At 38.9% G+C, this 12798-nt stretch carries 15 protein-coding genes and 1 pseudogene; 9 read left to right on the top strand and 7 right to left on the bottom strand.

Annotation, left to right across the window (positions count from 1 at the left end; genetic code table 11):
• Nucleotides 1-67: 67 nt before the first annotated feature.
• The 4 genes from I2I11_RS20195 to I2I11_RS20180 all read left to right on the top strand — a co-directional run bounded on the left by I2I11_RS20195 (nucleotide 68) and on the right by I2I11_RS20180 (nucleotide 3038).
• On the top strand, nucleotides 68-937 hold the full coding sequence (locus I2I11_RS20195; protein WP_025606876.1) for an NARF domain-containing protein: 870 nt from the start codon (nucleotides 68-70) through the stop codon (nucleotides 935-937).
• A 13-nt stretch (nucleotides 938-950) separates the two neighbouring features.
• Nucleotides 951-2153 (top strand): SMODS domain-containing nucleotidyltransferase, encoded by a 1203-nt coding sequence (locus tag I2I11_RS20190; protein ID WP_196269570.1) that lies wholly within the window; start codon nucleotides 951-953, stop codon nucleotides 2151-2153.
• Nucleotides 2134-2586, top strand: a complete 453-nt coding sequence (locus I2I11_RS20185; RefSeq protein ID WP_196269569.1) for a type II CBASS E2 protein — start codon at nucleotides 2134-2136, stop codon at nucleotides 2584-2586. The genes I2I11_RS20190 and I2I11_RS20185 overlap by 20 nt, the downstream gene beginning before the upstream one ends.
• A gap of 116 nt (nucleotides 2587-2702) precedes the next feature.
• Complete coding sequence (locus I2I11_RS20180) at nucleotides 2703-3038, top strand: hypothetical protein (RefSeq protein WP_196269568.1); 336 nt, start codon at nucleotides 2703-2705, stop codon at nucleotides 3036-3038.
• Between the two features lie 206 nt (nucleotides 3039-3244).
• On the opposite strand, the gene I2I11_RS20175 is transcribed toward I2I11_RS20180, so the two are convergent.
• Together I2I11_RS20175 and I2I11_RS20170 are read right to left on the bottom strand one after the other, a co-directional pair.
• Nucleotides 3245-5179 (bottom strand): SBBP repeat-containing protein, encoded by a 1935-nt coding sequence (locus tag I2I11_RS20175; protein WP_196269567.1) that lies wholly within the window; start codon nucleotides 5177-5179, stop codon nucleotides 3245-3247.
• A 278-nt stretch (nucleotides 5180-5457) separates the two neighbouring features.
• Nucleotides 5458-5964, bottom strand: a complete 507-nt coding sequence (locus I2I11_RS20170; protein WP_196269566.1) for a hypothetical protein — start codon at nucleotides 5962-5964, stop codon at nucleotides 5458-5460.
• A gap of 582 nt (nucleotides 5965-6546) precedes the next feature.
• Here I2I11_RS20170 and I2I11_RS20165 point away from each other — a divergent pair.
• Nucleotides 6547-6807, top strand: a complete 261-nt coding sequence (locus I2I11_RS20165; protein ID WP_196269565.1) for a type II toxin-antitoxin system ParD family antitoxin — start codon at nucleotides 6547-6549, stop codon at nucleotides 6805-6807.
• 3 nt (nucleotides 6808-6810) lie between these two features.
• Nucleotides 6811-7110 carry a type II toxin-antitoxin system RelE/ParE family toxin gene (locus tag I2I11_RS20160; RefSeq protein WP_196269564.1) on the top strand — a complete coding sequence of 100 codons (300 nt, stop codon included), beginning with the start codon at nucleotides 6811-6813 and terminating at the stop codon, nucleotides 7108-7110.
• Between the two features lie 196 nt (nucleotides 7111-7306).
• On the opposite strand, the gene I2I11_RS20155 is transcribed toward I2I11_RS20160, so the two are convergent.
• The 5 genes and pseudogenes from I2I11_RS20155 to I2I11_RS20140 form a co-directional block, all read right to left on the bottom strand.
• Nucleotides 7307-8056: a LytR/AlgR family response regulator transcription factor gene (locus I2I11_RS20155; protein ID WP_196269563.1), complete on the bottom strand. Its 750-nt coding sequence runs from the start codon at nucleotides 8054-8056 to the stop codon at nucleotides 7307-7309.
• 99 nt (nucleotides 8057-8155) lie between these two features.
• Nucleotides 8156-9835, bottom strand: coding sequence for a sensor histidine kinase (locus tag I2I11_RS20150; RefSeq protein ID WP_196269562.1), 1680 nt, complete (start codon nucleotides 9833-9835; stop codon nucleotides 8156-8158).
• A 393-nt stretch (nucleotides 9836-10228) separates the two neighbouring features.
• The gene (locus tag I2I11_RS21355) at nucleotides 10229-10468 is read right to left on the bottom strand and encodes a DUF4113 domain-containing protein (protein WP_370583027.1); all 240 of its coding nucleotides are present in this window, start codon (nucleotides 10466-10468) and stop codon (nucleotides 10229-10231) included.
• Between the two features lie 12 nt (nucleotides 10469-10480).
• Nucleotides 10481-10669: pseudogene (locus I2I11_RS21615) on the bottom strand (DinB/UmuC family translesion DNA polymerase); the annotation flags it as partial.
• Nucleotides 10617-10790: a hypothetical protein gene (locus tag I2I11_RS20140; RefSeq protein WP_230680507.1), complete on the bottom strand. Its 174-nt coding sequence runs from the start codon at nucleotides 10788-10790 to the stop codon at nucleotides 10617-10619. The gene I2I11_RS20140 and the pseudogene I2I11_RS21615, both read right to left, overlap by 53 nt.
• 352 nt (nucleotides 10791-11142) lie before the next feature.
• Between I2I11_RS20140 and I2I11_RS20135 the strand changes: the two genes are divergently transcribed.
• From I2I11_RS20135 to I2I11_RS20125, 3 genes are read left to right on the top strand one after another with little or no spacing between them, the layout of a single operon-like run.
• Entirely contained in the window at nucleotides 11143-11376 is a 234-nt protein-coding gene (locus I2I11_RS20135) for a hypothetical protein (protein WP_196269561.1), read from the top strand.
• A gap of 34 nt (nucleotides 11377-11410) precedes the next feature.
• Nucleotides 11411-11734, top strand: coding sequence for a PqqD family protein (locus I2I11_RS20130; RefSeq protein WP_196269560.1), 324 nt, complete (start codon nucleotides 11411-11413; stop codon nucleotides 11732-11734).
• A complete protein-coding gene (locus I2I11_RS20125; protein ID WP_196269559.1) occupies nucleotides 11685-12686 on the top strand; it encodes a radical SAM/SPASM domain-containing protein in 1002 nt (333 codons plus the stop codon). Before I2I11_RS20130 ends, I2I11_RS20125 begins: the two co-directional genes overlap by 50 nt.
• Nucleotides 12687-12798 lie beyond the last annotated feature (112 nt).

Raw genomic sequence — 12798 nt, 5'->3', positions numbered from 1 at the left:
TATACAGAGGGAAGTAATGGGCAGAAGGTTAAGGGGAAAAGTATAAAATATTAAAAAACAGTAAACTATGACAAGAACATTACCAGTAGAAAACTTGGTTATTGAAGCAGGAAGAACTAATCCTTATTCCCATTCCAAACCAATAAGATTAAATGCCGGCTGTCAGGTCTTTTATAAGGCCATTACCTGCCTGCTTTTTATATTCCTATCATTTTGCTTACCAGCTTCTGCTCAGCGCACATCGGCGACAAGTACAAAAGTTATTGAGCGGATAAACAGTATCGAGCAGGAAAATCAACGCCTGAAAGATGATATTACCGAATTAGAAGAAGAGCAGGGTGATTTAAAGGAAAAAAACAAGGATTTAGAAGCTAGCCTGAAAGAGTACGAGCCATTTAAGTTCTGGGCCTGGATTTTGGGTGGTCTGGGCTTTACCAGTATAATAGGCATAGCTTTTTTATATTTCAAGGTTATTCCGAGTAAGGTTAATAGCCAGGTGGATGCTATTATAACTAAAATTTTAACAGACCGCCGGGAAGACTTTTTAGGGTTACTGAAAGAATATGATTTCGAGAAATCAGTAAAGCAACGTCATCAAATAATTCTTCTTTCGCACCGGAACGGGAGTGATGATTACCACCACCGGATGCTTAGTAAGAATGGGTTCCAGGTTACAGCCTTAACCAATTTAGACCAACTCCAGCAGGCAGTTTTCAATCCGGACGATATTCTCGTTATAAATAATGATGGTGGCCACTGGCCAACGGACCAGATACAGGACTTTATCGACGCCCATCCCAATTACTGTTTCTATTTCGGTAAAGGCATGATAAATCCGGCAAGTGCCCGCCTGGACCGGTTTGCCGCCGCCAACTTCCGCACGCAGTTTATAGGCAATCTAATGAATGTGTTAAAATATTCTCATCACCAAAATTAAACTAATTAAAACTATGTCAACAACATCATACTTTAACACATTCTTATCTAATATCAGGTTAACAAAAAGTCAATTAGAAGATTTAATAACCGGTCATACCACTTTGCGTGACCGGCTTGCTAATGATGCCGATTTGTCTAAAATTATCGTTAGCACCTTTCTGCAGGGTAGTTATAAACGGGCCACAGCTATAAAACCTAAAAATGGAAAGCGGGCGGATGTTGATATTATCGTAGTAACTAACTTGGACCAGAATAAAACCACTCCTCAACAGGCGATTGATTTATTTATACCCTTTGTAGAAAAGCACTATAAAGGGAAGTACCGAATTCAAGGCCGTTCCATAGGAATTGAGCTTTCTTATGTAGACTTGGATATTGTGGTAACGTCTGCGCCATCAGAGGCAGAACAAGCCTTGCTGCGGTCTGAAAGTGTGCTTACTACCTTAGCTTTGGAAGATATGGGTAGCAATTGGAAATTGGTCAGAAACTGGACGGAACCAGCAAAACAACAATATTGGACTTCGCTGATGTTGGAATCTTTTCGATCTGAAGCCGAATGGAAATCAGCGTCACTTTATATACCTGACCAAGAAGCAGGTTGCTGGGTTGAAACTAACCCGCTGGAGCAGATCCGCTGGACCCGGGATAAAAACAAGAATACTAATAGCCATTACATTAATGTAGTTAAAGCTTTAAAATGGTGGCGGGTGGTAAATTTAACTGACCTTAAACACCCAAAGGGCTATCCTTTAGAACACATGATAGGAGATTGCTGTCCTGATTATATTACTTCGGTAGCAGAAGGGGTCGTAAAATCGTTGGAAGCAATTGTTTCTAAATATGCCTGGTATAGAGAACATGAGATTACCCCAGTATTGCCAGACCGAGGTGTTACTTCTCATGATGTCTGGAAACGAATATCCAAAGAAGACTTTGTAGCCTTTTACGATTATGTAAAAGGTGCAGCTATTACGGCCAGGAAAGCCTTTGATGCAGAACTGTTGAGTGATCAACTAAAAGAATGGCGTAATTTGTTTGGTTCGGAATTTCCGGTAATGTCAGAGGAAGAGGCCCGTAGCGAAAGGCTCGATCACAAAGCAAAACTGCTGGAATCAGGAGCTGCTACCATCGGCAGTAGCATTAATATTATTAGAAGTACAGCGGGCGTTTCAGTACCCAGAGAGCGAAACCACTATGATCCGACCAATTTATAAAGAGAGGTACTCAGCCTTAGAACAGTATGTTCAGCAAATTATGGTTCAACAGCTTTTCCCGGGTTGTAAAATCAACGTAAAAAACCAAATTCTTTTGGTGGATTTTACCATTAAAGATCCTGACTATAAGGCTGAGTACCATCTACAGGTTCAATATATTTCGCAAAGCTGGTTTAAAGTCTTTGTATTAAAGCCTAAAATAATAGGTTCGGTTGCTATTCATATGTATCCGGATAATAGTTTGTGCTTATACTATCCGCCTGATATTTCACTCTTCAGGCGGCTATGGGTAGGTAAAGATTTGATTCCAATGGCCGCGTTATGGATTTGTCACTATGAACAATGGTTGATAAATGGAAATATCTGGAAGGGCAGGGAAGCGCCTGGCCATGATCAATTATTAGCGCAATTCAACAGTAGGAGTCAATCTTAGTGCTAACGCGAAAAAAATAAAATAATTTTAAATAGCTTACCCTTAAATAATTTGTTTCTACAAATAACTTAATTAAGTATCGCTATTGTACTTTTAATTTGAGTAAACTATAAATTATGGCTGTTTTCATATATCCAAAAGGTTTAACCATTGCTCAGCTTTTTTTGAATATAGAAGAGAAGATTAAATCTGAAAGCTCACCTACTTGGGAGGTACAAGAAAATCGCATCATACATACTGCTAGTTCCGGTCAATGGAATGAAGGAGGATATTTAACACGAGCTGAATTAAATAATATAAATTATTTAGCTTACTACTTTAAAACCCTATCAGGCTCGCAACCGAGGTCAGGAACTTATGGTGTATACAATGGAAGGTTTGTAGAGTTTCTTATGAATCAATTTGCAAATCATATTGAAAAAATAGAGGTGAAAGACCTCCGTAAAAAATAAACTTTTGCAATATTAAAGTTAAGGAATTGTAAACTCCTCATTTATATTTAACATAAGGTAAATTATAAGACTATATAAATATAGTGGTTTTATTCGATTACACTTGGTAAATCCCTGTACAGTTGCTATTTTCTGGAGTTGATCCACAGCAACACTGAAACCGATCACCTCTCTTCTAATGCTGCGGTTGCAGCGTTAGATTAGCTTTATTGCTTTACTAGCCTTTTAACCAAACGGGAGCTAGAAGTTGTGACCGTAATGATATAAACTCCCCTTCCCAAAAAGTTTATATCCAGTAGTTGGCTCTTGGAAATGGATCTATAAACATACCTTCTGCCTGTTAGGTCAAGAATTGAAACTGTTGCTTCTTTATCGCTAAAGTTAATGCTTATTTTACCCTCTGTGGGGTTAGGGTAAATGGTGATTCCGCTTTCAGAGTGTTCGCCGTCAGAACTGAGAGGCTTGTCCAGCCCGAGCTGTGTCACGTGAATCCGCTTGGGCTCTTTTGAGGTGGATGCTATTTCTACGGTCGCGTTTCTTGGTTGCGTGGAAGGATTGGCTTCCGCCGTTAAAGTTATGAAACCATTGCCCTTCCCGGAATTAAAATCAGGGGTAAGCCATGGAGCGGTTGTGGACACCTCCCAATCAAGGTTTGAAACGACATCAAATGTGCGCGAAAGGCTCGTATCAGCTCCAAATGTAAGTTCAGATAGAGGGACAATCATAACCTCCTCCGGCACATCTATTAACTTTACCGCGAATCCTCGTCCAGCCACACCGACAGGCATTTTGTACTCCCCAAATTTCCCATCCCCTCCAGTCATGCCAACAATAAACAAGTTATTATCTCTGTCTTTGACCATATCAAAAAAGGAGTCCGCTACATCCGGACTTCCTGCATGAGTCACCCATAGCAGCTTGCCTGTAGCTAAAAATTTAGCTACGAACCCATCAGAATATAAGTTACCATTAGCAGGATTGTCGTAGGCAGAGAGTTGGACGCCATCAAAATCCCCATTTTGGCCTAGGGAACCGGATAAATAAACAAAGCCTTCGTGATCTACAATTAGCTTATAACCCCCCTCTACATAACTGGCTCCCCCACTCCTTGAGCCCATGTTCTTAACCCATTTCAGATCTCCTTCCAGAGAGTAACGGGATAAGAATATATTCTTATCGTTTGATTCCACTACACGCCCTCCAAAGTCCGCTTTCCCAGCAAAGCTACCTGTTACATAGAGGCTGTTAGATTTTTCATCCAGAGCTAATCCATTACCTCTATCATGAGAACTGTTAGCTGCCCCAATTTGCTTAAGCCATTCGAGTTGAAATTCTTTATTAAACTTTGCGATAAAAATATCTGGAGAGTAAGTGGACTTTGGTATTGAGTCTAAGGTGCCATTTCCATCTCCGTACCACATTCCTGTAATGTATACGTTCTTTTTACTGTCCACTTCAATTGCTTCCAAGCTCATCTGGTTCACACCTGGATCTGGAGCTGTTTTAACTCCAGCAAACTTTCCAGAAGGAGCATATTTCGCATAAAAAATCAAGCCGCTCCCTTGGCCAACCAAATCATCGCCTGCTTCATTGTAAAAGTAGAGGGATCCATTGAATTTGCCGGCAATATAAACGTTGTTGTCATCGTCCGTTGTTAGATCCATCGCCATGAGGGTATATTCCGAGCATTTGACAGTATTGTACCACAACAGCTTACCGGATTTATCAAATTTAATGATCACCATCCGGTATTGAGAACCTTGTCCCATTACTTCCATGCTGTCAATTTTAAACCCGGTCCCGTATAATCCTACCAAAATTACGTTGTCTTCGCGGTCTGTTGTAACCAGGGGTCTAGAAAAGCCGGTACTTTCGATTACCTTTAGCCACTCTACATTATAGTTCTTGTCTGTTTTAGCTATAAAACCATAGGTGTAGTAAGGGAGCATAGGTAATGCAACTGAATCAAAATAATACTGCCATCTTTCTCTTATCTCACCAGTAAAGTACATTTTACCTTCAGAATCCATTGCAACCGACTGACCTACATCCGCAACGTTGATAGGTTGATTCCATTTAACTTCCTGACAAAGTGCAGGTAGAGAAACCAACAAAATTATAATGAATGATAGTATCTTCATTTAATTACGTTATAGCTTTTGGAGAAATACTGGATAAAACCTATTTTGGTTTAAACTTTTAAGTTTCCAAAGCTCTTGATGGGAATAAAAGAACTTTGGAATCTTAAAAGAAAACTGTAGTAAGGGGCTGACTGGCTATTAACTGCATTTATAAATAATCTATGTAAATGCAGTTATTAACGCTTAAATATCGGTTTATATTTAAGGTATGAGTAAGAAAAATGAGGATTTTCTTTACTATCGCTCCATATTGTACCCGCGCGTTAGCGACAGTCCGTTCACCTCATCAATTCAAGGATGCTTTGCCAGTCTTGTTCGCCAACCAATATCAGGTCTCTATTACCTCTAGCGTTTCCTTTGGTCTTGTTGCACTTGATGATTATCCGTCCACTATACGGATAGCTACCCATGCCAAATTTTTTCTTCTTGCTGTGGTACAACTCCTTGATTGCTGATTTCTCAATGATAAAGTTTTCTTCGTCAAGCCGCAGAATGGCTGCTGAATCAATGTCAATCCCGCTGTAAGCCGACTCGAGGTTTTTATTCACATAGGCGCCAGGATTGTTCAATTCATTGTCAGGCACTGTGTATCCGATTCCGTAGCTGTTTTTAACGGATATATAGCCGTTGACCCGTAAACCCACGATTCTGTCGGGGGTGACATGAATCTTATATATGAGGTTAGACATTCCGCGGTATTCCATGGCAATGAAATCCTCTGAAGTCTGGGCAAGACACACATTGAAAAGAAGGATTAAGGGCAACAGTGCAATCAACTTTTTCATGGGAACAAATTATCGGCAGCCACTTACAGGTAACCGTTACGTTTTGCCAACAAGCTACTCATATAAATGCAACTTGACTAACCAATATACTATATATTAGGGCCATTGTAATCAAAGTGTCCTTTTTTACCCCTTCCGGAGGCAAGCTCGAAGCCTGGTTTCGGGAAAGAAATCATTGTAAAGCAATGCCTTGAGGGGAATGGGACTATCAACCAAAACGATACGCTCAGACTTTCTCCGCATATCGGAAACAGCATCTGAGGTTTAGCCGCGCTGATGGCGGAGGGCCGCTTGCCTGCCCCTCCCTCACGGCCCTTGCTCTCTAACTCAGCATATGCGGCCTTCAAAAGTTAACAGGCTCGGAAGATAATTGGTATAGCAGCCGGACTGATGCAACATGTTAGTCACTGGTCAGCCGATAACACCTAATATGATAAGTAAAGAAGGAGCCTCTTATGCGTTATAAGCTTTCTATAAACAAGTTCGCCAAAGCATTGTTACTTTTAACATATTATATTCGGACTGTCAAAGATTGACATATCCGCTTAATTTTTTTACCTTAGAACTATTGAATTTAGGACTATGAACATTCACCTGACAAAACATTTTGAGGAGTATATCGCCGGTAAAATCAATTCCGGCACGTTTAACAACGCCAGTGAAGTGGTAAGAGCAGGCCTACGTGCGCTGGAGCTGCAGGAAAAGCTGATGAAAAACCGTTTGGAGGAGCTACGGGTGGAAATCGACAAGGGATATGTAGGCGAACCCAAGCCCTTTGACACAGCCGCCATCAAACAGAAGGGACGGGCGCTTTTGGCACGGCGCTTTAAGAAGTCCGCGTAAGGAATGGCTATTTATCAGTTAAGCCCTGCAGCAGAAGAAGATCTTACGGAGATTTGGCTTTACCTTGCAGAAAACGCCAGTGAACAAGTGGCGGACCACATCATTGATGAGATAAGCGATACTTGCCAGCACCTGGCACAGAGCCCACTGATTGGCCGGACCAGGAACGAGCTAAGGGAAGAGCTGCGGAGCTTTCCGGCAAGCACTTATCTTATTTTCTATGATGTTGTCACTGCTAATCATATCGTGGTGCGACGTGTGCTGCATCAGAGGCGAGATGTGGATACTCTTCTGGGAGCATAGCATACTTACATCCGCACACTGCCACCAGGCGACATCCAGGATCAATTAACCTTTCAATTCTCAGTGGCTCCTTGCCACTCATTAGATAAAACCCAGAAGAAAGTGCCCCGCTACTTTACATAAGCAAACTTATAGGCCTAAAGGCGACAACGCTGCCCTATTGTATTGGTGTGGTGTGCCAGAATTATTTTTAATTCTATTTTAACAATAAACTTTTTACAAATTCCCTTTTCTGCCGTGAAACAGGAACATGAACCTTGTCCTCCAGCAATAAAAAGTCTCCATCATCTTTAATCCAGCTTTTGATAAACTTTTTATTAACCAGATGGGATTGGTGGCACCTTATGAAATGATAATTATCTAAAATTTCTTCGTATTCATAAATTGGTTTTGATACTATTACCTTTTCTCCCCCTATAAAATAAAAGGTGGTGTAGTTATTAGACGATTCACATCGGATAATTTCATCAACTTTAACAAATCTGGTTTCTTTTGCTAAGGGCAAGGCAATGCGTGGAGTATCGGTGGGGCGTTGCTGCAATAACTGCAACAGGTTTTCAAGCTGGTGGTTTTGCCTTTTTTCCTGCCTTTTAATAATAGCTTTTTTAACGGCGGTTTGCAGCTCTTCTACATCAACTGGTTTCAGTATGTAATCAATGGCCGCAAACTTTATAGCCTTAATGCCATACTGGTCGTAAGCCGTTACAAAGATAACTTCAAAATTGTAGTTATCTATTGCTTTTAAAACGTCAAATCCAGATTTGCCCGGCATCTGAATATCTAAAAAAACTAACTCGGGTGCAGTTTGCCTGATTAATTCAATTCCCACATCCGCACTGGAAGCAATTGCTAGTACGTCAATTTCCGGGCAATACTTTCCCAGGAGCTCAAATAAATTATCAATGTTATTTTGTTCATCATCTATAATTATAGCAGTTAAACCCATTAGCCTAAATTTATTTCAGCAGGAAGTTTTATTGTGGTAAGTTAACCTGTTTTTTTAAGAATAGATAGTGGGTTGTTCTCTTGTGCATATCTTTTGTGGTTAAAGCCAATTGGTAAATAAAAGCGTAACAGTAGTTCCATCGGCAGGCGAAGATTTATAATCACACATAATGGGCTGTTCTTGATAAAGCTGATTTACTACCGCTATTCTTTCCTTAATAAGATTGATTCCATAACCAGTAATCGGCTCATTTATATCAAATCCTTTCCCATTATCCTGAATTATTACCAGCAGATTATTATTACTTCGTTCAAACCGAATTGAAATATTGCCTTCTTCCTTCTTTCCCGAAATTCCATGCTTGATGGCGTTTTCGGCAAATGGCTGGAGGAGCATTACCGGAAAATCCTGCTCTGTTGGGTTTATCGTTTCCTCAATAAAGATTTGGTATTTAAATCTAAATCGAAGCTGTTCCAATTGTAAGTAAGATTCTAATTGTTTTATTTCCTGGGAAAGGGGATGGGTGGCCTTGTCATTTTTTTCCAGGATATCTCTCATAAGTGAGCCAAATTTAGAAATATAAATATTAGCGCCTTCCTGGTCATCTTTGTTTACTAGTCCCTGAATAGAGTTAAGGGCATTAAAAACAAAATGCGGATTTAATTGTGACCGGAGCGAGAACATTTGCGTTTGCAACTGAGTTCTTTTTGTATTCTCCTCTTTCAGTTTCTGCTTTTGCCGGTGGATTTTCAGGGTGAAGATACTCCCAAACAATAATGCAGTAGCAAGGCAGGATATTGCTATTTTAAAACCTGTAGTCTGCATAAAACTGGGTTTAACTTCAAACTCATATTCTAATATTGCATTATGCTGATTGGGGTAGCGTACCTGAAGTTTATGTTTACCTGCTTTTAGATCCTTTAAAATTATAAAAGGATGATAATTTTTCACAGAGGTTTTATAGGTACTATCTCCATTCATTCTATATTCTAAATAGTTTATAGCACCGAATTTTAGTGCCTTAAACTGAATAAGTAGAGAGTTTTGGTCAGAAGGCAAGATTAATTGGTTTGGTAGATTCGTTCGCGCATTAAAGGTAGTGGTCACCAGATTATAGGCCTTCACCTGTCTATTTAAATCGGCAATGAAGCCAGCATTTATAGAAGGGCTTTCTCCTTGTTTAGTTTCATATGTGTCTATAATATATTCTTCAAACGACAGAAACATAGGCTCTGGCTTTGGGAAAATAAATTCCAGAGCCAGAGTTGATACAATTTCGCCCGTTTTTATATCTTTTACAAAATAGAGATAATTACGCCCATCAACCTTGTCGTTATTAATATTATTGACTCGAAGGAAGGTAGGATTACCATTTTCTGCGACTATAAATGGAATTTCTCGGGCAAAATTTTCATTAAAAGCGGGTATTTCCTCTGTAAAATAAACTTGCTCATAAGCCTGAAAACTTTTGAAGTTATTGCTATTAATACGGGTAGCAATGATGTTTATATAATCATTGTTTACATAAGCTATTATATGGAATAAGCCATTAGGTTTTATTTCAGTTTTAACAACTGTAGGTTTAGATATTAGGATTTCAGGATGTCTTCCTTTTAAATAATTCTGGTTATCTCCAATTAAAACTCCTAAACCCACCGGGCTATCATCAATAAGGGTAGGTTCGGGAACTGAAACTGTATCATAAATAATTTCAGTTCCTTGGCCATTTACCAGAGAATAGACCAAAAGCAAAATGAAAAATAAGATTTGTTTTTTCATAAATTTTATTTTTTAAGCAAAACTAACTGCTAAGCTGGTGCATTTCAGGGAGAATGTGAATTTGATGTAAATGACTGTGAATTGAACCTTTATGAACTATTTTTAAAAAAATATGGTTCTCTTCCTTGTAATTGTGCCCAAGTAACGGATATACGGAGTAGTTCCAAATATCTTCCCTTTGGACGGAGTTGTGAAAGGCCTATTCTGCGGTTCGATCTTTTACTAAGGGTAGTTGCTGACCTCGTTTTCTTCCCTTTGCCTATTTAATAAAAACTTTTCTCTTTCCCAGCAGTCCGGCGCAAACCCCGGTTGGTACGGGTATTTTAGATGTTATTGGCTTTCTCATAAACCAACTTATATGCCGCTGAACTCGCCATTAATAATATATCTGTGCTACAGCACATGAACCGTCTGAATATCGCTCAACCTGGTAGTGTAACACTTGCTGACCATATCTGACCGAAGCAGCCACTGATTATCCACTCCCTGTGTTGCTACCTTTACCCGCTCCCGCCCAAACCTGTCTGTTAAATCGTCTATCGCCACCATCAGCTTGCGGTGCTTTTCTCTGTCAACTGTATCGAGCAATGCCATTTGCACCTGGTTATCGGGTACAATATCCGTTACAAACACACCAGTTTTTTTATAAGTATATCCCGTCCTATAAATTGATTTCAGCGCAATATTGGCGTAATGGACTAGCTCTAGGGTGCTGTTGGTGGCCACCGGCATATAGATGCTTTTGCTGGCGTGGTATTGCTTTTCTCTTTCCGAAAACCAGTTAGTATTGAGGAAAACAGTAAGGAGACAGGCGCAGCTCTTTTGTGCTCTTATCTTTCCTGCGCACTTGGCGCTGTGGCAACTCCACGGCTTCAGGACTATGCCGCTCTAAGTCGGAGCCAAGATGTGGGTCTTTGGATTTCACGTTTGCTATAAGATCTGTTAATCTAGACACAAGTCTTTCTAAATGGTTCTTTGTGATGAAGTGGAGGTGACCAATATAATTAGTCACAATTTAGCACTTGATTTTGGTTCTAACGCACAACTGGCACTTATCCTGCTGGTAATGGATGTCTCATATCCAGAGAAGGACATCCTCTAACCACTAGATGTTGTATGCTTGTTATATTATTTAAAAATACTGAAAAATAAGTATTTACTAATAGTGCAGTAATAGATAAGTTTAAGTGCCCTAATAAAATATAGAAAATGATAGGCAGTAGCTTCTAATTGAAGAAAAATCGAATTTTATAATTAACTCTTATATAGTACCAGTAATTGGAACGACCTTGCATTATCCAATAGTTATGGATAAATTAATTCAAACTAAATCTGAAAAAACAATGGAAACTAATTCACCAATGCAAAACGAAGAAAGTCCTAATCTTACTAGTGAGGCAATAAAAATTATTGAACAACTTGATAGACTCTATTATGAAAAGCCTGCAGGATATCATGCGTTTTTGGCTATTTGTCAATCTTCAACAAAACTAACGAGCTTTATCCAACCGACTCAAATAAACAGGCCAGGAAGTGAGTAAAAAATAAGTTTGTAATCAATTATAACAATTATCTATGCTAACTGCTGATTCTGTAATAGAATTGGAAAGAAACATTATTATCAGAGATGATGATTTAGTTCTTTTCAATAAAATAACTGGAGATGTGATTGATTTAAATCATACGGGTTATTTATTATTAAAAATTGCCGATGGTAAACATTCCTTGAAAGATTTATCTGAGGCATTAGCTAATGCATTTTCCTTAGATTATACAACTGCTTTAATAGACACGATAGAATTTTTCAATTCAATTTCTTCTTACAACTGCTTCATAAATAAATGTACACATGAAAGTACTGAAAATGCCTTTTCAGGTAGGCTGGGATATAACTCATAACTGTAATTTACGTTGTAAACATTGTTTTTTTACAGCAAGTCAGTTGTCTGACAAGGCTTCGTTTTCGAAAGAGGAAGCTATTACTTTTGTTGAGTATTTAGCAAATAAAAAAGTCTTTCATTTATCCTTAGCTGGTGGTGAACCATTATTATATCCACATATTGTTGATGTAATTGAAACAGCTACAAAAAATGGGATGCTTGTAGCTCTTTCAACAAATGCTATCTTACTTACTGAAGAATTAGCAGCCTCTTTAAGAAATGCAGGTTTAACATCACTACAAATTAGCATTGACGGTTCATCTAAAGAAAATAATGATTTTATTCGAGGCGAAGGTTCATTTGAAAAAACTTTAAATGGCATAAGAATTGCCAAAAAATATGGATTTAAAATTTTAATTGCTTTCGTAATTCTGCGCACTAATTATCATGAACTTGAAAATGTTTTCAAACTCGCAATTCAAGAGGGCGCCTATGGTGTGAAGGTACAGACTTTTATAGAAAATGGGATTGGAGCAACAAATAAAGACAAATTACAGCTTAAAGAAGAAGAAATCATTCCGATCATTTCTTCAGCTTGGCAGCTAAAGAAGAAATATCAAGAAGATCTCGAATTGATGCTTCCGTTAGTGCAAGAGGTCTTTGAAGAAACAAAATATGCACCAGAATACTATTATAAGAATTGGAGTTGTTTAGGCTGTCAACCAGGTTTAACAACAGTTCGCGTCAGTTCCAAAGGTTTCGTAAGAGCTTGTGGTTCACAAACCTCTGAAGATAATTATGTTGGGAATGTTTTAGAAACCCCTCTTGAGTTAATATACCAACAGTCACAGGAGTTAATTAAATGGAGAAATGAGACAAATGTGTTAACAGGGCAAGAAACTACTGCATGTGGTAGTATTTGTGGAAAAGGATGCCGTGCAGGTGCAGCTCCAAACTTTGCAAAAACATAATCTCCTATATCAGACGGCTTTGACCAAGTCCTATTACAACTGTTATGATAAGTAATAGCTGTCGCTAAGGAGCCTTCAAAACTAGGGAATTCAACTACATTTATCTCTGCTA

Source organism: Pontibacter rufus (assembly GCF_015694705.1).
Classification (GTDB): domain Bacteria; phylum Bacteroidota; class Bacteroidia; order Cytophagales; family Hymenobacteraceae; genus Pontibacter; species Pontibacter rufus.
The sequence above is the reverse complement of the archived record's forward strand: the minus strand, read 5'-3'. Positions and strand labels throughout refer to the sequence as shown.